The 19,515-nt window shown below is 73.8% G+C and carries 20 protein-coding genes; 7 read left to right on the top strand and 13 right to left on the bottom strand.

From position 1 onward, the window contains the following. Positions 1-330 precede the first annotated feature (330 nt). Complete coding sequence (locus ACXR2U_RS20190) at positions 331-1,821, top strand: malic enzyme-like NAD(P)-binding protein (RefSeq protein ID WP_458826878.1); 1,491 nt, start codon at positions 331-333, stop codon at positions 1,819-1,821. Positions 1,822-2,071: 250 nt separating this feature from the next. Here the strand turns inward: ACXR2U_RS20190 and ACXR2U_RS20185 are convergent, their stop codons facing one another. The 4 genes from ACXR2U_RS20185 to hisC form a co-directional block, all read right to left on the bottom strand. Further along, positions 2,072-2,554 (bottom strand): MarR family transcriptional regulator, encoded by a 483-nt coding sequence (locus ACXR2U_RS20185; protein WP_458826877.1) that lies wholly within the window; start codon positions 2,552-2,554, stop codon positions 2,072-2,074. 171 nt (positions 2,555-2,725) lie between these two features. Continuing rightward, positions 2,726-3,370, bottom strand: a complete 645-nt coding sequence (locus ACXR2U_RS20180; protein WP_458826876.1) for a MarR family winged helix-turn-helix transcriptional regulator — start codon at positions 3,368-3,370, stop codon at positions 2,726-2,728. A gap of 53 nt (positions 3,371-3,423) precedes the next feature. Beyond that, a complete protein-coding gene (locus ACXR2U_RS20175) occupies positions 3,424-5,250 on the bottom strand; it encodes a putative bifunctional diguanylate cyclase/phosphodiesterase (RefSeq protein WP_458826875.1) in 1,827 nt (608 codons plus the stop codon). Beyond that, the gene (hisC, locus tag ACXR2U_RS20170; RefSeq protein ID WP_458826874.1) at positions 5,247-6,317 is read right to left on the bottom strand and encodes a histidinol-phosphate transaminase; all 1,071 of its coding nucleotides are present in this window, start codon (positions 6,315-6,317) and stop codon (positions 5,247-5,249) included. The genes ACXR2U_RS20175 and hisC overlap by 4 nt, the downstream gene beginning before the upstream one ends. A 124-nt stretch (positions 6,318-6,441) precedes the next feature. Here hisC and ACXR2U_RS20165 point away from each other — a divergent pair, with 124 nt between their 5' ends. Both ACXR2U_RS20165 and pheA read left to right on the top strand, forming a co-directional pair. Beyond that, positions 6,442-6,984, top strand: a complete 543-nt coding sequence (locus tag ACXR2U_RS20165; RefSeq protein WP_458826873.1) for a DUF4446 family protein — start codon at positions 6,442-6,444, stop codon at positions 6,982-6,984. A gap of 10 nt (positions 6,985-6,994) precedes the next feature. Further along, entirely contained in the window at positions 6,995-7,933 is a 939-nt protein-coding gene (gene pheA, locus ACXR2U_RS20160) for a prephenate dehydratase (protein WP_458826872.1), read from the top strand. Between the two features lie 9 nt (positions 7,934-7,942). Here pheA and ACXR2U_RS20155 read toward each other — a convergent pair whose 3' ends face one another. The 3 genes from ACXR2U_RS20155 to ACXR2U_RS20145 form a co-directional block, all read right to left on the bottom strand. Continuing rightward, positions 7,943-8,236: a GroES family chaperonin gene (locus ACXR2U_RS20155; RefSeq protein ID WP_458826880.1), complete on the bottom strand. Its 294-nt coding sequence runs from the start codon at positions 8,234-8,236 to the stop codon at positions 7,943-7,945. Positions 8,237-8,321: 85 nt separating this feature from the next. Continuing rightward, a complete protein-coding gene (locus tag ACXR2U_RS20150) occupies positions 8,322-8,519 on the bottom strand; it encodes a hypothetical protein (protein WP_458826871.1) in 198 nt (65 codons plus the stop codon). Between the two features lie 1,050 nt (positions 8,520-9,569). After that, positions 9,570-9,920, bottom strand: coding sequence for a metallopeptidase family protein (locus ACXR2U_RS20145; RefSeq protein WP_458826870.1), 351 nt, complete (start codon positions 9,918-9,920; stop codon positions 9,570-9,572). A 56-nt stretch (positions 9,921-9,976) separates the two neighbouring features. On the opposite strand from ACXR2U_RS20145, the gene serS reads away from it, so the two are divergent. Both serS and ACXR2U_RS20135 read left to right on the top strand, forming a co-directional pair. Beyond that, complete coding sequence (gene serS / locus ACXR2U_RS20140) at positions 9,977-11,242, top strand: serine--tRNA ligase (RefSeq protein WP_458826869.1); 1,266 nt, start codon at positions 9,977-9,979, stop codon at positions 11,240-11,242. Then, positions 11,239-12,075: an HAD family hydrolase gene (locus tag ACXR2U_RS20135; RefSeq protein WP_458826868.1), complete on the top strand. Its 837-nt coding sequence runs from the start codon at positions 11,239-11,241 to the stop codon at positions 12,073-12,075. The genes serS and ACXR2U_RS20135 overlap by 4 nt, the downstream gene beginning before the upstream one ends. Before the next feature lie 16 nt (positions 12,076-12,091). Here the strand turns inward: ACXR2U_RS20135 and ACXR2U_RS20130 are convergent, their stop codons facing one another. After that, positions 12,092-12,754 carry a bacterial proteasome activator family protein gene (locus tag ACXR2U_RS20130; RefSeq protein ID WP_458826867.1) on the bottom strand — a complete coding sequence of 221 codons (663 nt, stop codon included), beginning with the start codon at positions 12,752-12,754 and terminating at the stop codon, positions 12,092-12,094. 31 nt (positions 12,755-12,785) lie between these two features. On the opposite strand from ACXR2U_RS20130, the gene ACXR2U_RS20125 reads away from it, so the two are divergent. Then, complete coding sequence (locus tag ACXR2U_RS20125; RefSeq protein WP_458826866.1) at positions 12,786-14,045, top strand: aminotransferase class V-fold PLP-dependent enzyme; 1,260 nt, start codon at positions 12,786-12,788, stop codon at positions 14,043-14,045. A 56-nt stretch (positions 14,046-14,101) separates the two neighbouring features. On the opposite strand, the gene ACXR2U_RS20120 is transcribed toward ACXR2U_RS20125, so the two are convergent. The 5 genes from ACXR2U_RS20120 to ACXR2U_RS20100 all read right to left on the bottom strand — a co-directional run bounded on the left by ACXR2U_RS20120 (position 14,102) and on the right by ACXR2U_RS20100 (position 17,781). Continuing rightward, a complete protein-coding gene (locus ACXR2U_RS20120; protein WP_458826865.1) occupies positions 14,102-14,413 on the bottom strand; it encodes a DUF3349 domain-containing protein in 312 nt (103 codons plus the stop codon). Between the two features lie 28 nt (positions 14,414-14,441). Then, positions 14,442-14,753 carry a hypothetical protein gene (locus ACXR2U_RS20115; RefSeq protein ID WP_458826864.1) on the bottom strand — a complete coding sequence of 104 codons (312 nt, stop codon included), beginning with the start codon at positions 14,751-14,753 and terminating at the stop codon, positions 14,442-14,444. 14 nt (positions 14,754-14,767) lie between these two features. Next, complete coding sequence (locus ACXR2U_RS20110; protein WP_458826863.1) at positions 14,768-15,994, bottom strand: inorganic phosphate transporter; 1,227 nt, start codon at positions 15,992-15,994, stop codon at positions 14,768-14,770. Positions 15,995-16,104: 110 nt separating this feature from the next. After that, a complete protein-coding gene (locus ACXR2U_RS20105) occupies positions 16,105-17,079 on the bottom strand; it encodes an NAD(P)H-quinone oxidoreductase (RefSeq protein ID WP_458826862.1) in 975 nt (324 codons plus the stop codon). Positions 17,080-17,241: 162 nt separating this feature from the next. After that, positions 17,242-17,781, bottom strand: a complete 540-nt coding sequence (locus ACXR2U_RS20100) for a hypothetical protein (RefSeq protein ID WP_458826861.1) — start codon at positions 17,779-17,781, stop codon at positions 17,242-17,244. 119 nt (positions 17,782-17,900) lie between these two features. Between ACXR2U_RS20100 and hutH the strand changes: the two genes are divergently transcribed. Next, complete coding sequence (hutH, locus tag ACXR2U_RS20095) at positions 17,901-19,487, top strand: histidine ammonia-lyase (protein WP_458826860.1); 1,587 nt, start codon at positions 17,901-17,903, stop codon at positions 19,485-19,487. The last annotated feature ends 28 nt before the right edge of the window (positions 19,488-19,515 follow it).

Genomic DNA, 19,515 nt, shown 5'->3' with positions numbered 1-19,515 from the left:
CTCGCCGCGGCGGCGGCGCGGGTGAGCCACGCGAGCGCCCACCCCGCGGTGCCGGCGGTCGTGCCCGCGGCCTGCCTCGTGCCCCCGTGGGCCGGCTGGGCCGGGACCTGTCGAGCCGCCTGGGTCACGTACCGATGGACGAAGGTGTCGTCCTGCGTCGTCGTCATCCCACATCCATCGCCGTCGCGCCCGGCACCTCGTTGTGACGGGGCCTCCATCGTGGCACGGGCCCCGATCACCGGGACTGTGACGTGAGATGAGTGGTGGCGCACGCAACGCACGCAACGGCGAGCACGCCGCGCGCGTTGCGGTTTGATGGTCGGCGTGTCGATGCCCGACTCCGCCCGTCCCGGCCCCGCGCCCACCGCCGCCTCGTACTCCATCACCGTGCGGCTCTACGCCGCGCCCGACCCCGCGGTGGTGAGCACGGCGGCCAAGGCGGTCGCCGACGCCGGGGGGATGGTGACGGCCGTCGACATCGTCGAGTCGACCTCGGGCCGGATCACCGTCGACGTCACGCTGTCGGCCATCGACGGCGACCACGCCCTGCGCATCGTCGACGCGCTGCGGCAGGTGCCGAACTTCGAGGTGCACCGGGTCTCGGACCGGACGTTCCTGCTGCACCTCGGCGGCAAGATCGAGGTGCAGAGCAAGGTCCCGCTGCGCACCCGTGACGACCTGTCGATGGCCTACACACCCGGCGTCGGCCGGGTGAGCCTCGCGCTCGCGGCGCACCCCGAGGACGTCTCGCGCCTGACCATCAAGGGCAACGCCGTCGCGGTGGTCACCGACGGCTCCGCGGTCCTCGGCCTGGGCAACATCGGCCCGGGGGCGGCCCTGCCGGTCATGGAGGGCAAGGCCGCGCTGTTCAAGCGCTTCGCCGACATCGACGCCTGGCCGATCTGCCTGTCGACCCAGGACAGCGACGAGATCGTCGCGATCGTGAAGGGCATCGCGCCGGGCTTCGGCGGCATCAACCTCGAGGACATCTCCGCGCCCCGCTGCTTCGAGATCGAGGAGCGGCTGCGGGCCGAACTCGACATCCCGGTCTTCCACGACGACCAGCACGGCACCGCGATCGTCGTCACCGCGGCGCTCACCAACGCGCTCACCTGCGTCGGCAAGGCGCTCGACGAGGTCCGCATCGTGGTCAGCGGCGGCGGCGCCGCGGGCACGGCCATCGTCGAGCTGCTGCTGGCCGCCGGGGCGCGCCACATCCTGGTCTGGGACAAGGAGGGCGTGCTGTCCCCGACCCTGCCCGACCTGTCCCCCGCCAAGCTGCGCCTCGCCGAGCGCACCAACCCCGAGGGCGTGACCGGCGGCCTGCACGACGCCCTCACCGGCGCCGACGTGTTCATCGGGGTCAGCGCGCCGGGTGTCCTGCCGGCGCCGTGGATCGCCGACATGGCGGACGGCGCGATCGTCTTCGCGCTGGCCAACCCCGACCCGGAGACCGACCCGGCCGAGGCGCTGCAGTACGCGGCCGTCGTGGCGACCGGCCGCAGCGACTACCCCAACCAGATCAACAACGTGCTGGCGTTCCCCGGGGTCTTCCGCGGCCTGCTCGACGCCCGTGCCCACGACATCACCGTCGAGATGCTGCTGGCCGCCGCGGCGGCGCTCGCCGGCTGCGTGAGCGACGACCAGCGCAACGCGGCCTACGTGGTCCCCAACGTCTTCGACCCGGCGGTGCCGACCGCCGTGGCCGCGGCCGTGCGGGCGGCGGCGCTGGTCGGCGCCGACCCCACACCGGACGCCGGCGCGCTGGGCAGCGAGGACGTGCCGGTCGGGGTCTGGGGAGCCGGATCCGTCAGCTCCTGAGCCATCGGGCCGATACGGAATCCGTGGCCGAGCCCGGTTCAGGTCACGGATTCCGTCGAACCTGGTCACGATCTGGGTCAGGCGGCCTGTGCCACTTGACAGACATTGATTGTCGAGGAAACATTCCCGTCAGCAGCCGACCGGAGTCGTTGCCTCAGTCGCGGGGGACCTGAGTCATGACACCGGTCGGCTGCTTCTCTGTCTGCAGCCGCCCGCGGAGTCGGTCACGGAGCCGGTGACAGGCCCCGGCTCAGGCGAGTCGGCGGGCGACGTCGGCGAGGTCCACGACGCCGCCACCGACCGTCGCGAGCACGCGCGAGCGCAACGCCTTGACCAGCTGCCCGCTGAGCCGGTCGGCCTCCTCGATCCCCTCGGGGGTGAGGACGACGTACACCACCCGGCGGTCGTTCTCCGAGGCGTCACGCCGGGCGTAGCCCAGGTCGCTGAGCCGGTCGACGAGCTTGGTGAGCGAGCTGCCGCTGACCCGCATGGAGCCGGCGAGCGCGTTCATGGGGGAGCGTTGACCGGGGAGCCGCGCCAGGCGCACCAGCAGGTCGGCCTGGACGCCGAGCAGTCCGGTGTCGGCCACGACGTCGTCGACCACGGCGCGGTCGACGGCCAACAGATCGGTCACCACCTCGCGCCAGCGGGTGGTCTGCTCGTCAGGTCCGGGATCGGCGTCGCCCGCGGACGACGCCACCTCCTCCGAACCCCCGTCGTGGCCCCTCACCACCCGCGGTTCCTCCTCCGTGCCTGTGCTCTGTGTCGATGCGCCTCACGCGCGCCTGACGTGCCGCCAGAGTGCCATGAACCCGGACAGACGTCACCAGGCGGGGCAGCACCGGACCACCGCGCGGGCGTGGAGAGCCCGCCACGGTGGACCGCGGCCAGCCGCGGGACGGGTTCAGTCGCGCGGCGTGCGGCGGCGGTCGGGCAGCGACGGGTCGCGGTCCTGCGCCACGAACGGCGGTGCGTCGACGCCCTCGGGGACGACGGCCTGGTTGGCCTCCCGGAGTGACTTCATGGTCTCGGCGACGTGCAGCAGGGTCTCACCGCCGATGACGGCGAGGACCTGGCTGCGCACGCTCGCGGCGTAGGTGCGCTCGGCCTCGCGGACCGTGCTCTCGCCCAGCGGGGTGAGGGCCGCGTAGACGACGCGACGGTCACCGGCGCTGTTGCGGCGGTCGATCATGCCGTCCCGCGCGAGCCGGTCGGCGAGCTTGGTGAACCCGCCGCTCGTCATGCCGAGTTCCTGGGCGAGCCGGCTCATCGGCAGCCGCTGTTCCTGCGCGCGGACCAGCAGCATGAGGGCGGCGAAGTGGGGTTCGGGGAGCCCCCCGGACTCCACGGGCGCGACGACGCGGCGGTGCGCGCGGGTGAACCCGTCGATGACGTCCTGCCAGGTCGCGATGACCTGGTCGTCGGTGAGACGGTCGGACCGGGCCGCGGCGGGCTCGGGCGAGTCGTCAGCGTTGTCGTCGATCGGGTCAGCAGGCAGGTCGCGGGTCTCCTCGGAGCCGACCGCGCCCTCGAGGGAGCTGTTGACCATGCGGACAGCGTATCCGCACCCCCTCCCCGCGGCGGGAACCCGAGGCGACCGGATCAGCGCGTCCCTGTCACTCCCGCCACCAGCACGTCGGCCATCTGGTCGGCCGGCACCGGACGCCCGTAGAGGAAGCCCTGCCCGCGCCTGCACCCCATCTCGACGAGGGTGTCGGCGACGTCGCGGTCCTGCACGCCCTCGGCGACGACGTCGAGCTCGAGGGACCGGGCGAGGGAGAGCATGGCCGCGACGATCGCGTGGTCGTCGGGGTTGGTCGTGAGGCTCGCCACGAACCGGCGGTCGATCTTGAGGGCGTCGACGGTGAACTGGCGCAGCTGGCCGAACGAGCTGTAGCCGGTGCCGAAGTCGTCGATGGCCACGGTCACCCCCAGGGCCGCGAGCCCGCGCAGGGTGCGCTCGGCCGCGCGGGCGTCCCGGACGACATCGCGCTCGGTGATCTCCAGGCCGAGTCCCGTGCCGGGGAGCCCCGTGCGCTCGAGGACGGCCGCGACCGTGGCGACGAACTCGGCGTCCATGATCTGGCTCGGCGTGACGTTGACCCGGACGCGGGGGAGGTCGGTGCCCTCCCACCCGAAGCGCCGGCTCCACTGCGCCCACTGCTCGCACGCGCGCTCGAGGACCCACCGGCCGAACCGCAGGGCGTAGGGGGAGGTCTCGACGGTCTCGATGAAGGTGTCGGGCAGCAGCAGCCCGAGCGTCGGGTGGTTCCACCGCACCAGCGCCTCGGCGCCGAGGACCTCGGTCGAGCGCAGGTCGACCTCGGGTTGGTAGTAGAGGACGAACTCGTCCTCGGCGAGCGCGCGGGGCAGCCGCAGCTCGACCTCGCCGCGGATCTCGTCGGCGCGCCGCATCGAGGCGTCGTAGACGACGGTCTGCGCCCCGCCCCGCCGCTTGCCCACCAGCGTGGCCTGGGTCGAGCACCAGACCAGTTCGCCCGGAGCCCCGGGGTGCGCGTGCGCGGCGGCGAACCCGACGGTCGCGCTGCGGACCACCTCGGCCGCCTCGACCTCGGAGGTGTCGGTCGGCGCGGCCGTGACGGGGGAGGGGCGGCGGGGGACCCGGGGGGTGCGACCGCCGCCGCGGGCCGGACCACGCAGGTCGTTCGTCTCGCCGGTCCGGCCGGGGACCACGGACACCGGTCGTTGCACGGCCTCCTGCAGCCGGTCGCCGAGAGCGGTGAGTTCGGGCCCGGGCGCGAGGTCGGGCAGCAGCGCGGTGAACTCGTCGCCGCCGAGGCGGCCGACCGTGACCTCCGCCCCGAGGACCTCACGGATTCGACCCGCCACCGTGTGCAGGAGCTGGTCACCCGCCTCGGTGCCGTAGGTGGCGTTGACAGCCGTCATCCGGTCGACGTCGAGGTACATCAGCGTGACCAGCCGACCGGGGTTGTCCGCGACCCACGCGTTCAGCCGGTCGCCGAACGCCGCACGGTTGAGCAGGCCGGTCAGCTCGTCGTGCGTGGCGACGTGCTGCAAGCGCTCGCCGGTGGCGATCCGGTCGGCGACCACCGCGGCCGACCCGACCACCGCGCGCGCGATCGCGAGCGTCGCCGGGGTGACGTCGACGGTGCGGCCGGTGACCTCGAGGGTCGCGGGTCCACCCGGGCGGGACCCGATCCGGACCAGGCGTTCGCGCGGACCGCTCGTGTCGCCGACCTCGACGGTGGTCGCACCGACCCGGATGCGGATGCCCGCGACGTCGAAGTAGCCGAGGAACTCCCGGAGCACCGTGCGCAGGGTGGTCTCGAACCGGTCGGGTCCCGCCGCGGCCAGCATGGTGACGAAGGCGGTGAGCAGCCGGTCGGCCGCGGCGTCGTACGGCAGCAGTTCGGGGTGGCCGTCGCCTCCGGGCGCGGCGAGGCTCACGACCGGACCGGGGTGATCGCGGCGACGGCCGCGAGGAAGGCGTCGTCGTCGTCGGGGGAGGAGACCGTGACCCGGATGCCGTCGCCCGCGAACGCCCGCACGATCACGTGGTGGTCCTCGAGCGCGCTCGCGACCGCGACGGTGTCGGCGCCGAGCGGCAGCCACACGAAGTTGCCCTGGCTCGGCGGGACCTCGTAGCCCGCGGCGAGCAGGGCGTCGCGGACGCGTTCGCGCTCGGCGACGGCGGTGGCGACCCGGTCCCGCAGCTGCGCCGCGGCGGGCGGCTCCAGGCTGGCGAGCGCGGCCTGCTGGGCGAGGGTGGTGACCGCGAACGGCGCCTGCACCTGACGCAGCGCGGTGGTGATCGCCGGGTCGGCGCTCACGGCGTAGCCGACGCGCAGGCCCGCGAGCCCGTAGGCCTTGGAGAAGGTCCGCAGCACCACGAGGTTCGGGTGGTCCGCCAGCAGCTCGACGCCGTCGGGGACCTCGGGGTCGGTGACGTATTCGCGGTAGGCCTCGTCGAGCACCACGAGCAGGTCGTCGGGCACGGACGCGAGGAAGTGCTCGATCTCGGTGCGGGTGACCGAGGTCCCCGTGGGGTTGTTCGGGTTGCAGATGAACACGAGCCGGGTCGCGGGGGTGACCGCCGCGGCCATGGCCGGGAGGTCCTGGCGGTGCTCCGCGGTGAGCGGCACCGGCACGCCGGTGGCGCCGCCGACCGCGACCACGATGGGGTAGGCCTCGAACGAGCGCCAGGGGTGGACGACCTCGTCGCCCGCGCCCGCGGTGATGTTGACCAGCTGCTGGCACAGCGACACCGACCCGCAGCCGACCGCCACCCGCGCGGGGTCGACCCCGTGCCGCCGCGCGAGGGCGGCGGTGAGCTCGGTGCTGGAGTTGTCGGGGTAGCGGTTGACGTCGGCCGTCACCTGCGCGATGCGCTCGAGCACGTGGGGCAGCGGGCCGGAGGGGCTCTCGTTGCTCGCGAGCTTCACCGCACCCGGCACGGTGCGTCCCGGCACGTACGCGGGGAGCGCGGCGAGGCTCTCGCGGAGGCGCACGGTCACGCCGTCACCTTATGACCTGGGTCAGAGGTTCGGCGCGACACGATCGCACCGCAGGTGGCGTGCGCCACCCGGCGCCCGGCGCGCCGTACCGGCTGCGGGCCCCGGGATCCCTAGGCTCCCGTAGGTGCTGCTGACGGTCGTCGCCATCTGCGCGCTGGTGCTCGCGTACGTGGCGCTGGTCGCGGCGTGGCTCGCCCTGCGCACCCTCGGTCGGATCCGCCGGGCCGGAGCCCTCGGCCGGACCACCTCCCCCGCGTCGTCGTCCGCCGCGCTCGCCACGCAGATCGAGGCGCGCCTCGCGGGGGTCGAGGCCGAGATCGCCAACACCCGTCGCAGCGCCGCCGCCCGCAGCCGCACCGGGGAACGCGACACCCACACCGCGCTCGACTCCCTGCGCGCCGACGTCTCGGCCTCCCTGCGCCGGGTGGCGCTCGTGCGGTACGACGCGTTCGGCGACCACGGCGGCCGGCTGTCGTTCTCCCTCGCCCTGCTCGACGACACCGGCGACGGCGTCACCCTCACCTCGATCGCGGGCCGGCACGAGACCCGCGTCTACGCCAAGGGCGTCAGCGCCGGCGAGGGCGACCGCGAGCTCTCACCCGAGGAGACCCAGGCCGTGCGTGCCGCCATGCGGCAGCAGCCGGGTGCGGCCCGCGAGGCGTCTTAGGCTGACGCGCGTGACCGACGGCGCCCGCATCGCGTTCCTCGGACCGGAGGGCACGTTCGCGCACGCGGCGTTGCTGACCCTCCCGGAGTCCGACGGCGCGGAACTGCTGCCCCAGGCCACGGTGGTCCACGCCGTCGAGGCCGTCCGCTCCGGTGCCGCCGACGCCGCGCTGGTCCCGCTGGAGAACTCGGTCGAGGGCGGGGTGCCCGCCACCCTCGACGAGTTGGCGAACGGCCAGCCCCTGGTGATCGTCGACGAGGCCTTCCTGCCGGTGCGCTTCGACCTGCTGGCCCGGCCGGGCACCGCCCTGGCCGACGTCACGGTCGTCGCCACCCACCCGCACGCCGAGGCCCAGACCCGGCGGTGGCTCATGGCCCACGCACCCGGCGCGCGGGTGTCGCTGCTGGGCTCGACGGCCGCCGGGGCCGCGGCCGTCGCCGCCGGCGAGGCGGACGCGTCGGTCTCGACCCCGCTCGCGGCCTCGCTGTTCGGGCTGGTCCCGCTCGCCACCGACATCGCCGACCACGTCGGGGCGGTCACCCGGTTCGTCCTGCTCGCCCGGCCCCGCCCACCGGCCGCGGCCACCGGCAACGACCGCACCTCGCTGGTGGCCTACCTGCGCGCGGACCACCCCGGCGCCCTGCTCGAACTGCTCACCGTGTTCGGCGACCGTGGCATCAACCTGACCCGGATCGAGTCGCGGCCGACGAAGGACCGGCTCGGGGACTACTGCTTCAGCATCGACCTCGAGGGCCACGTGGCCGACGCCCGGGTGGGCGACGCGCTCGGGGCCCTGCGGCGGGTCTGCGCCGACGTCCGCTACCTGGGCTCGTACCCCCGACGTGAGGGCGTGCAGTCGGCGATCCCGGTGGGCCGCACCGACCTGGAGTTCGCCGACGCCGCGGCCTGGCTCGCCGCGATCAGGTCGACCGGGACACCCGACGGCTGAGGGCCCGGGCTAGAGGTAGAGCCCGGTGCTCTCCTCGTTGCGCTCGGCGGCGACGGCGTGGATGTCGCGTTCGCGCAACAGGACGTAGTCGTCGCCCGCGATCTCGACCTCGTGGCGGTCGTCGGGGCTGAACAGCACCCGGTCGCCGTTCTGCACCGTGCGCTCGTGGTTGCCGATGGCGAACACCTCGGCCCAGACGAGTCGCTTCGTGACGTCCACGGTGGCCGGGATGAGGATGCCGGCGCTCGAGCGGCGTTCGCCCTCGCCGCGCGCGACCTTCACCAGCACCCGGTCGTGGAGCATCTTGATCGGGAGCCGGTCGGTCACGGGCCCAGCGTAGGCGGGCTGCCGGTGCCGCCCGGCGTCCGTCACCACGTGGGTGCGGGTGTCACACCCGGGCAGCGGCGAGGGCGTCCTCGTGACGACGCGCGGCGTCGCTGACCTCCCGGTCGAGGGCCGACAGCATGAACATGGGCCGGCCGGCGTCGAGCGCCGCGTCGAACTCGCGCTCGGCGTCGGCGAGCAGCCGCGCGGTGTCCTCGACGGTGCGGTGCGGGGCGGACGACGCGATGGTGGCGGTGGACAACGGAGGGACCTCCAGGGACGGACCTACGGCGGGCGCGGCTCGATCGCTGGGATCGTTCGGGGGGCCGGTTCAAGCCTTTGACAAATCCAGAGTGCCCGCCCCGGCCGACCTGCAACACCCCGTCGCGACGGCAACTAGGTGCCAGGCAGGAAGCTGTACGCCGATCACACATGCGAGGAGAAGAGGTTCACCGCCCGAGAAGCGCGGTGGGTGCACCGGCGCTAACGTCCGCCGCAACCGACCGTCCCGACCCCTTCCCTCGAGGGACTCCATGACCGTTGTCTACGTCGCGGGCGCGATGCGCAGCGGCACCACCGTGCTCGGCCAGGCCCTCGCGGCGTCGCCCGACGTCGTCCTGGTCGGCGAGCTGCGGACCACCCTGTTGGGTCTGCGGGAACCCCTCGGACCGAGGTGCGACTGCGGCCGCCTCGAGGCGAGCTGCCCGTTCTGGTCGGAGCTCGCGGCCCTTCCGGACGTCGCCGCCGAGGTCGGCGTGGCGTCGCGGACGCTGCGGCTGCCGGCGCTGTTCGCCGCCGTCCTCGGCCTGCGCCGCCCGAACCACGCCGAGCGGGTCGTCGTCGACCGGCTGCGCGCCACGGTGGAGGCAGCGGACGGCCGCGCGGTCGTCGACACCTCCAAGTCGGTCGCGGGGGTGCTGCTCTGGCGCCTGGCCGGGGAGCGGGTCGTCGTCGCGCGGTGCGTCCGCTCGCCGCGGGTCGTGGCCCGCAAGCAGGCCCGGACGACGGCCCGAGCGGCCGACCGGTCCGACCTGCCGCACGTCGGGCGGGTCGCGTCGTTCACCGTGTGGCTGGTCCACCACGCCGCGGCCGGGCTCGCCGGGTGGCTGCCGGGCGTCGAGCACGTCACCGTCCGGTACCGCCGGTTCGTGACCGACCCCGCCGAGGTCGCCCGCGACCTGTGGCGCCGCGCGCAGGTGCGGGCGGGCGGCGTGGACGGCGGACGGTTCGTGATCGGGACCAGCCACCTGCTGGTCGGCAACCCCCGCCGCGAACGGGGTCCGGTGGTGACGGTCGCCCCGCGGCAGCAGGTTCAGCCCCAGCCGAGTTCGTGGAGCCGGTCGTCGTCGATGCCGAAGTGGTGGGCGAGTTCGTGGACCACCGTCACCCGGATCTCGTGCTCCAACTCGGCCTCGTCGGCGGCGAGTTCGAGGAGCGGCAGCCGGTAGACGTAGATGGTGTCGGGCATGGCGAACGTGTAGTCGGTGCCGCGCTCGGTGAGCGCGATGCCCCAGTACAGACCGAGCAGCCCGGGTTCGTCCGCGTTCTCGTCGGCGACCTCGACCACGACGTTGTCGGCGAGGTCGAGCAGCTGCCGCGGCACGCTCTCCAGCGCGCGGTCGACCAACCGCTCGAACCGACGCCTGCTCACCTCGACCGCCACGGCGGCCAGTGTGGCAGCGCGGACACCGCCCCACCGGCCGTCGGTAACCTCGGTTCGTGATCGACCTCAAGGCCCTGCGGGCCGACCCCGACCGCGTCCGCGACTCGCAGCGGCGGCGCGGGGAGTCCGAGGCCGCGGTCGACGAGCTGCTCGCGGCCGACGAACGGCGCCGTGCGGCCGTCGCCGCCACCGACGCGTTGCGGGCCGAGCAGAAGACGGCGTCGCAGGCCGTCCGGGGCGCGAGCCCCGAGGAGCGGCCGGCACTCATCGAGCGCGGCAAGGCGCTCTCGGCCCAGGTCAAGGACGCCGAGGAGTCCGTGCGCGAGGCCGACGCCGGCCTGCGGCTCGCCCAGCTGCGCGTCCCCAACGTCGTCGAGGACGACGTCGTCCCCGGTGGCGAGGACGACTTCGTCCTGCTCGACACCGTGGGCGAGCTGCCGGCGATCGACGCGCCGCGCGACCACGTCGAGATCGGGCAGGCCCTCGGCGCGATCGACCTCGAACGCGGCGCGAAGGTCAGCGGCTCACGGTTCTACTTCCTCACCGGTGTGGGCGCCCAGCTGGAGCTCGCGCTGGTCAACCACGCCATGGCGTTCGCGGCGTCGGTCGGGCTGGAGCCCGTGATCGCGCCGGCGCTGGTGCGCCCCGAGGTCATGGAGGGCACGGGGTTCCTCGGCGCCCACGCCGACGAGGTCTACCGCCTGGCCGCCGACGACCTGTACCTGGTCGGCACGTCGGAGGTCGCGCTCGCCGGCATGCACATGGACGAGATCCTCACCGACCTGCCGCTGCGCTACGCCGGGTTCTCGTCGTGCTTCCGGCGCGAGGCGGGCTCGCACGGCAAGGACACCCGCGGCCTGGTGCGCGTGCACTGGTTCGACAAGGTCGAGATGTTCTCCTACGTCTCGGCCGAGGACCCGGCGGTGGCGCAGGCCGAGCACCAGCAGCTGCTGGCCTGGGAGCGGGAGTTCCTCGACTCCCTCGAGCTGGCCTACCGGGTCATCGACGTCGCGGCCGGTGACCTCGGGTCGTCAGCGGCACGGAAGTTCGACATCGAAGCGTGGTTCCCCTCGCAGGGGCGCTACCGCGAGCTGACCTCGACCTCGAACTGCACGACGTTCCAGGCCCGACGCCTCGACATCCGCACCCGGAGCGAGTCGGGCGGCAACACCGCGGTGGCCACGCTCAACGGCACGTTGTGCGCCGTGGCCCGCACGATCGCCTGCCTGCTCGACTTCCACCAGCAGCCCGACGGCTCGGTGCACGTGCCGGTGGCGCTGCGGCCGTACCTCGGTGGGCGTGAGGTCCTGGCCCGGAAGTGACCGTGTTGTTGCTGGCGTCGGACCTCGACGGGACCCTCCTGCAGTCCGACGGCACCGTCGCGCCCGAGACCAAGCGCGCCCTGGCCCGGGCGCGGGAGTCGAACCTGCTGGTGGCGTTCGTGACCGGGCGTCCACCGCGGTGGTTGCACGAGGTCGCCGAGCAGACCGACCACTACGGCGTCGCGATCGGGGCGAACGGCGCGGTCGTCTACGACCTGGCCGAGGAGGAGGTCGTCGACACCGATCCGTTGTCTCCTGCAACGGTCGCCGCGGTGACGTCGGCGCTCCGCGACACGTTCCCCAACGTGACGTTCGGCTTCGAGTACGGCCTGGAGTTCGGGCACGAACGCGACTACCGGCACGACTGGGAGGTCACGCCCGTGGCCGACCGGCAGGGCCGGACCATGCCGCAGCCGATGATCGCGTCCCTCGACGAGCTCGCGGCCCGGCCGGTGCTGAAGATCTTGGCCAAGTGGCGGGCGGCGCCGGACCCGCAGCAGTACATGCTCGATGCCGTCGCGCTGCTCGGTGACACCGCCACGGTCACCCGGTCCTCGCGCGGCCCGCTGCTGGAGATCTCAGCGCCCGGCGTGGACAAGTCGACCGGCCTCGCCCACCTCGCCCAGCGCCGCGGGCTCACCGCGGACCAGGTCGCGGCGGTCGGGGACATGCCCAACGACCTCGCGATGCTCGCGTGGGCCGGCCGGGGTTACGCCGTCGCCAACGCCCACCCGGACGTGCGGGCCGTGGCCGACGAGGTGCTGCCCGAGACCAACGACGAACACGCCGTGGCCTCGCTCATCGACCGGCTGATCGACGCCTGCCGGGGCTGAGCCCCTCCGGGTGCGGTCAGAGGTACTGGCCGGTGCCCTGGCCGTCATCGGGTCGACCGCCGCCGAACGCGCCGCCCGGCACCTGGCCGAGCACCTGACCGCCCGGCCCGACGATCACCGCCTGCTGCCCCCCGCCCGCACCGGAGCCGCCGGGCAGGGCGCGACGTCGCATCTCCTCCAACTGCTGGCGCGCCGCCATCTGCTGGGCGAACAGGGCGGTCTGGATGCCGTGGAACAGCCCCTCCAGCCAGCCGACCAGCTGGGCCTGCGCGATCCGCAGCTCGGCCTCCGACGGCACGTGGTCGTCCTCGGTGGCGAACGGCAGGGTGAGGCGTTCGAGTTCGTCGCGCAGTTCGGGGGCGAGCCCGGACTCGAGCTCGCGGATCGACGACGCGTGGATCTCGGCCAACCGACGGCGCCCGGCCTCGTCCAACGGAGCCGCCCGGACCTCCTCCAGCAACTGCTTGATCATGGTGCCGATCCGCATGACCTTCGCCGGCTGCTCGACCTGGGCCGCGAGGGCTTCGCTCGGATCGTCGGAACCGGGGTCGACCGCACCTGCCGTCGCCGATCCGGCTTCGCTACGGTGGGCGCCGTCCTGGTCGCGGGTCGAACCCCACTCCGACGGCTCGGGCGTCTCATCCGCGGGAAAGGTGCCGGAACCGTGCGTCGACGTCATGTCAGCAGTCTGCCCACCGGGCGGCACTGACATGGCACCCGCCTCCGACCAGATCCCCACCCCGCGCGTCGACACCGCCCGCGTCCGCGGCCTCTACACGACGCTCTCGCCGACCGTCTCCCACCTCGACGGCGGCTACGACGTCCTCATGCCCGAGTCCGTCATCCGGGCCATCGGGGCGTCCCTGCGCTCCTCGCCCGCCCAGCCCGGCTCGGTCTCGGCCGGATCGCGCTGGTCGACCGCCGCGGCCGACGCCGCGCGGGTCGCAGTGGCCGACCTGGTCGGTGGCGACGGCGCGCGGGTCGCGCTCGCGGCCACCCTGCCCGAGTTGCTCCGGCTGTGCGCGTGGCGGCTGTCGCGCGGGTGGCAGCTCGGCGACGAGATCGTGTTGACCCGCCTCGACCACGACCGCAACGTCGCCCCCTGGGTCGCGGCCGCCCGCGCGGTCGGCGCCACCGTGCGGGTCGCCGAGGTCGACGTCGAGACCGGCGAGCTGCCCGCCTGGCAGTACGAGCAGCTGCTCGGCCCGCACACCCGGCTGGTCGTGCTGCCGGTCGCGGGGCCGGTCACCGGAGCGGTCGTCCCGGTCCGCAGCATCGCCGACGCCGCCCACGACGCCGGCGCCCTCGTGGTCGCCGACGCCACCGCCGCCCTGCCCCACGTGCCGCTCGACCTCGACCAGCTCGGCCTCGACGGCCTCGCGCTGTCGCTCGCGGGGATCGGCGGGCCGTCGATGGGCGCGCTCGCGGCCTCCGGGCCGCTGTGGCAGGCGCTGATCGACGGCCGGCGCCGTGTGGGCACGGGGGTCGACCGCTCGTCGTTCGTCGACGTCGGCCCGTTGCCGGTCGAGCTGCTCGCGGGCGTTCCCGCCGTCGTCGAGCACCTGGCCTCGCTCGCGGACCCCGACGACCCCGACCTGGTCACCGGGACCCGCCGGGCCCGCGTACAGGCGTCACTGGCCGGCATCGCCGCGACCGAGCGGGCGCTGTACGCGCGGCTGGTCGCGGGGCTGGAGGCGTTGCCCGGGGTGACGGTCATCCGGTCCGAGGGCCCACGCATCCCGGTGCTGGGCCTCGCCGTCGCCGGCCGCACCCCCGACGAGGTGGGCGAGGAACTGCTCGCCCGCGGGGTGTCGGTGTGGACCGGCGCCACCGGGGTCGAGGCCTACCTCGGCACGCTCGGGGTCGACGAGATCGGCGGGGTGTGCGTGGTGGGGTTGATGCCCTACACGTCGGCGCTCGACGTCAACCGGCTGCTGCTCGCGCTCGGCGAGTACACCGCCGCGGCCTGAGCCGCGCCACCGCTTCCCGCCACCACGCTTCCCATCACCCGGGGTGGGCTGGGCTGCTACTGCGGGTCGTCGGCGAGCGGCCAGCCGCCCGCGGCGAGGTGCGCGGAGACCCGTCGCACGTCGTCCTCGGCCGGTTCGTCGAGGGTCGCCGCGGAGATGAGGTCGCGGACGTCGTCGCTGGTGACGACCTCGCCCTGCGCCGCGAGGACCGCGAGGTCACCGGCGATGTCGTGGACCTCGGTCGGGGTGAGCTTGCGGCGGAGCAAGCCGAGCAGCGCCACGTAGTCCTGACGCGGCACCCCGGACGGGTACCCCGCGCGCAACCACTCGAGCACGCGGCTGGCGACGTTGGTGCTGGAGTCGGTCATGTCGTGGTCCTCCCCGGTTCCGGGCCGGTCACTTCTTGTCGACGAGCGTCGGGTAGATGTTGCTGAAGTCGAGGGCCTTGCCGAACCCGGTGGCGATGATGAACACCAGCCCGAGCACGACGGCCAGCACGACGACCGCGAAGCAGACGATCGCGAGGACGCGTCCGAGGGCGTGCGGCTGGGCCACCACCCCACCGGGTTCCACCTCGGCGTCGCCGCCCGCGCCCCAGGCCGAGGCCCGGATGCCGAGGGAGAAGATCAACGGCAGGCCGGCGCCGAAGAGCAGGCCGATCAGCAGGATCTGGCCGATCGACTTCAGCTCGAGTCCGAAGACGTGCACGGTGCGTTCCTCTCTCAGGCGTCGACGGTGGCGGGCTGCTCGGCGCGCGGCCGCGCGTCGCCCTCCCACTCGTCGTTGACGTTGCCGGCGTGGACCGCGTCCTTGCGCGAACGCAGGTAGATGACGGTGGCGAGGGCGATGAGGATGGCGGTGTCGACGAGCGCCCCGGCGACCCCGCCCCCGAGCAGGTGGGCGATCCACCACATGACCGCCCCGACGAGCGCCGAGAGCGGGATGGTGATGAGCCAGGCGATGACCATGCGGCCGGCGACCCGCCAGCGCACGGTCGCACCGGGCCGGCCGAGCCCGGTGCCGAGCACCGACCCGGTGGTCACGTGCGTGGTCGAGAGCGCGAAGCCCAGGTGGCTCGAGACGAGGATGACCGCGGCCGACGAGGTCTCGGCGGCGAGACCCTGCGGCGGCGCGATCTCGACCAGGCCCTTGCCGAGGGTGCGGATGATGCGCCAGCCGCCGAGGTAGGTGCCGAGGGCGATGGCCAGCGCGCAGACGACCTTGACCCAGAACGGGATGCCGGTGGTCGAGCTCCAGTGGCCTGACGCGATGAGGGCCAGGGTGATGACGCCCATCGTCTTCTGGGCGTCGTTGGTGCCGTGCGCCAGCGAGACCAGCGACGCCGAGCCGATCTGGCCCCAGCGGAAGCCGCGGTCGGTGTACTTCGCGGCGACGCCGACCACGACGCGGTAGATCAGCCAGGTGCCGACCGCGGCGATGACGCCGGCGACGATCGGCGACGCGACGGCCGGGACGATCACCTTGCCGATGACGCCGTCGATCTTGCTGCCGTCGCCGTTCCAGTTGACCCCGCTCCAGCCCAGACCCGCGATCGTCGAACCGATGAGCCCGCCGAACAGGGCGTGCGAGGAACTGGACGGCAGGCCGAGCAGCCAGGTGAGCAGGTTCCACACGATCGCGCCGACGAGTCCCGCCAGCACGATCGTCAGCAGCGGACTGCCGCCGTCGGCGGTGAGGGCGGCCTTCGGCGCCCCGCTCTTGTCCTGGATCTTGACCACGGCGTTCGTGACCGTGAGCGCGACCTCGACCGAGAGGAACGCACCCACCAGGTTCAGCACGCCGGACAGGGCCACCGCCACTTTGGGCGGGAGCGCGTGCGTGGCGATCGAGGTCGCCATCGCGTTCGCGGTGTCGTGGAACCCGTTGGTGAAGTCGAACGACAACGCCACCGCCACGACCAACACCAGGATCACCGTCGCTGCATCCACGACACACAGCGTGGCCCCACGCCGTGGTGTGTCAGCAGGCGGGAGTGGGAGTTTCCGGGCTGTTCACCTGCCGTTCACCCGTTCCCGACGGGGGTGTGTCAGGGGGGTGATCAGACGGTGAGCAGGACCTTGCCGATGTGGTCCTCGTCGAGGCGACGGTGGGCGGCGGCCGCGTCGCGCAGCGGGAAGCGGCTGTCGACCACGGGCCGGACCGCGCCGCTCTCGACGAACGGCCAGACCACGGCCTGCGTCGACGCGACGACCCGGGCCTTGTCGGCCGCGGGGCGGGCCCGCAGCGACGCCGACACCACGCTCGCGCGCTTGGCCATGAGCAACCCGAAGTCGAGTTCGCCCTTGCGCCCGCCCTGCATGCCGAGGTTGCAGAGCCGGCCGCCGGTGGCGAGCGCGGCGACGTTGCGCTCGAGGTACTTCGCGCCCATGTTGTCGAGGACGACGTCGACCCCCCGGCCGTCGGTCGCGCCCTTCACCGCCTCGACGAAGTCGTCGTCGCGGTAGTTGACGGCGAGGTCGGCGCCGAGTTCGCGCGCCGCCTCCTGCTTGGCGGCCGAGCCGACGGTGACGAACACCCGGGCGCCGTACGCCTTGGCCAGCTGGATGGCGAACGTGCCGATGCCGCTGGTGCCGCCGTGGACGAGCAGGGTCTCGCCGTAGGCCAGCCGGCCGAGGTCCCAGACCATCGACCAGACCGTGCACGCCACCTCGGGCAACGCGCTCGCCTCGACCGGGTCGACCCCCGCGGGGACCGGCAGCAGCTGGCCGACGGGGACGACGACCCGGCCCGCGTACCCGCCACCCGACAGCAGCGCGCAGACCTCGTCGCCGACGTCGTACCCGCTGACGCCGTCGCCGAGGGCGGCCACACGGCCCGAGCACTCCAGGCCGGGGTACGGCGACGCGCCGGGCGGCGGCTCGTAGTGGCCCTCCCGCTGCAGCACGTCGGCCCGGTTCACCGCGGAGGACACGACGTCGAGCAGCACCTCGCCCTCGCCGGGCACGGGATCGTCGACCTCGACGGGCTGCAGGACCTCGGGGCCGCCGGGTCGGGAGATCTCGATGGCCAGCACGTCGACCGACGCTACTGGTCGCGGTTCCGCCTCGGCTCGGCTCCCGGCGCATCCGACCGGGCCGCCTGGGTGAGAAAAGTGCAGGGTCTGGTTGCTCGACGGCGGTCGGAGCAACCAGACCCTGCACTTCTGTGGCCTGGAGCGGGTCGAGGCGACGCGGGGTCAGGCGGCGACCAGCTCAGGGTCGGGGGTGGCGGCGCCGTGGCGGCCGGCGGCGTTGATGCGTAGGCCGCGGGCGGCGATGACGCCGATGCGGACCACGACCTCGCAGAGGGCGAGCAGGACCAGCGCGTCCTGCCAGGCGTCGCCGCCGGTGACGTGGTGCTCGGCGCTGAAGCGGCCCAGCGCGGCCTCGCCCGCGGGGTGGCTCGCCCAGACGATGAAGCCCAGGCGGGCGCCCATGCTCGCGACCCAGAGGGTGGCGGCGGTGACCCCGGCGCGGACGTGGGCCCGGCCACCGATCGCCCACACCTTGGTGGTGAACCCGCCGGCGACGCCGAGCGCGACGCCGACGGTCACGCCGGCGGCAATCAACCAGAGGTCGTTGCCGCCGGTCGGCACGGAGACGAGGTAGCTGCTGCCGACCCACCCCACGATGCCGAGGGGCAGCAGCACGGTGTGCCAGCCGAGTTTCGAGGTGCGCACCTGTCGCAGCACGATGAGCACGAGCGCGATGTCGATGATCCAGTCGGTGGTCGTCATGGGGAGAACCCTCGTCGCGCCGGGTGTTCCGCGGATCCGCCGACGGGTGGAGATCCGGGTGGAGACGTCAGGTCCACCGCTGCCGTCCGGTGGCACCGGGCGTGGCAGGCTCGTCGGCCGTGACCTCTCCCTCTGTCGTCGTGGGCGACGCACCGCTGACCGAAGCCGACGTCGTCGCCGTGGCCCGCCACGGGGCGCGGGTCGAACTCGCCCCCGCCGCCCGGGAGCGGATCGAACGCTCACGCCGGGTGATCGACGCCCTGTCGGCCGATCCGGTGCCGCACTACGGCGTCTCGACCGGATTCGGCGCCCTCGCCACCACCTCGATCCCGCCGGCGAAGCGCGCCGACCTGCAGCGCAGCCTGGTGCGTTCGCACGCCGCCGGCTCGGGCCCGGCGGTGGAGCGGGAGGTGGTGAAGTCGTTGATGCTGCTGCGGCTCGCAACCCTCGCCAGCGGCCACACCGGGGTGCGGGTCTCGACGGCTGACGCCTACGTTGCATGGTGCAACAGTGAGTACGTGCCGGTCGTTCACGAGTTCGGATCGCTGGGCTGCAGTGGGGATCTCGCGCCGCTCTCGCACGTCGCTCTGGCCCTGATGGGGGAGGGGACCGTCGCCGCCGCGGACGGTTCGTTGCACCCTGCAACGGCAGCCGGCATCGAGCCGGTTGTCCTCGCCGAGAAGGAGGGGCTCGCCCTCATCAACGGCACCGACGGCATGCTCGGGCAGTTGCTGCTGGCCTGCGCGGACGTGGATCTGCTGCTGCGCTCGGCGGATCTGGCCGCCGCCATGAGCATCGAGGCCATGCTCGGCACCGACCGGGTGTTCGCCGCCGACCTCGCAGCGCTGCGTCCGCACCCCGGCATCGCGACCGCGACGACCAACCTGCGGGCGCTGCTCGCCGACTCGCCTATCGTGGCCTCGCACCAGGGGCCGGACTGCACCTACGTGCAGGACGCCTACTCGATGCGCTGCGCCCCCCAGGTCAGCGGCGCCGCCCGTGACGTCCTGGGGTTCGTGCGGAGCACCGCGGGCTTCGAGTTGCGCTCGGCCGTCGACAACCCGGTCGTCGTCTGGGACGACGCGGTGGGCGCGGGCGTCGACCACGAGGCGGGCAACGCCGCCGCCGGCGCGCGGGTCGAGTCCAACGGCAACTTCCACGGCGCGCCCGTCGCGTACGCCCTGGACCTGTTGGCCATCCCGGTCGCCGACGTCGCCTCCATCAGCGAGCGGCGGACCGACCGCCTGCTCGACGTCGCCCGCAGCCGCGGCCTGCCGCCGTTCCTCGCCGGCGACCCGGGCGTGGACTCCGGGCTGATGATCGCGCAGTACACGCAGGCCGCGGTGGTGAGCGAACTCAAGCGGCTCGGCAACCCCGCGAGCGTCGACTCGATACCGAGCTCGGCCATGCAGGAGGACCACGTCTCGATGGGGTGGTCGGGCGCCCGCAAGCTGCGCCGGGCCGTCGACGGCCTGACCCGCGTGCTCGGCATCGAGGTCCTCGCCGCGGCCCGGGCGCTGGACTTCCGCGCGCCGCTGCGCCCCGGCCCCGCCACCGGCGCGGTCGTCGCCGCGCTGCGTGAACACGTGCCGGTCGCAGGCTCCGACCGCCCGCTGGCCCCGGAGATCGAGGCGGCCGTGGAGTTCGTGCGATCGGGGGCCGCCGTCGCCGCCGCGGACTCGGGACTCGCGACCCCGCTGCGCTGAGCGCCTGGCGCACCGAGCAGCTCCGGTG

Source organism: Jatrophihabitans sp. YIM 134969, from assembly GCF_054456675.1.
Note: the sequence above shows the minus strand (reverse complement) of the source record. Positions and strands in the feature narration are given on the sequence as shown.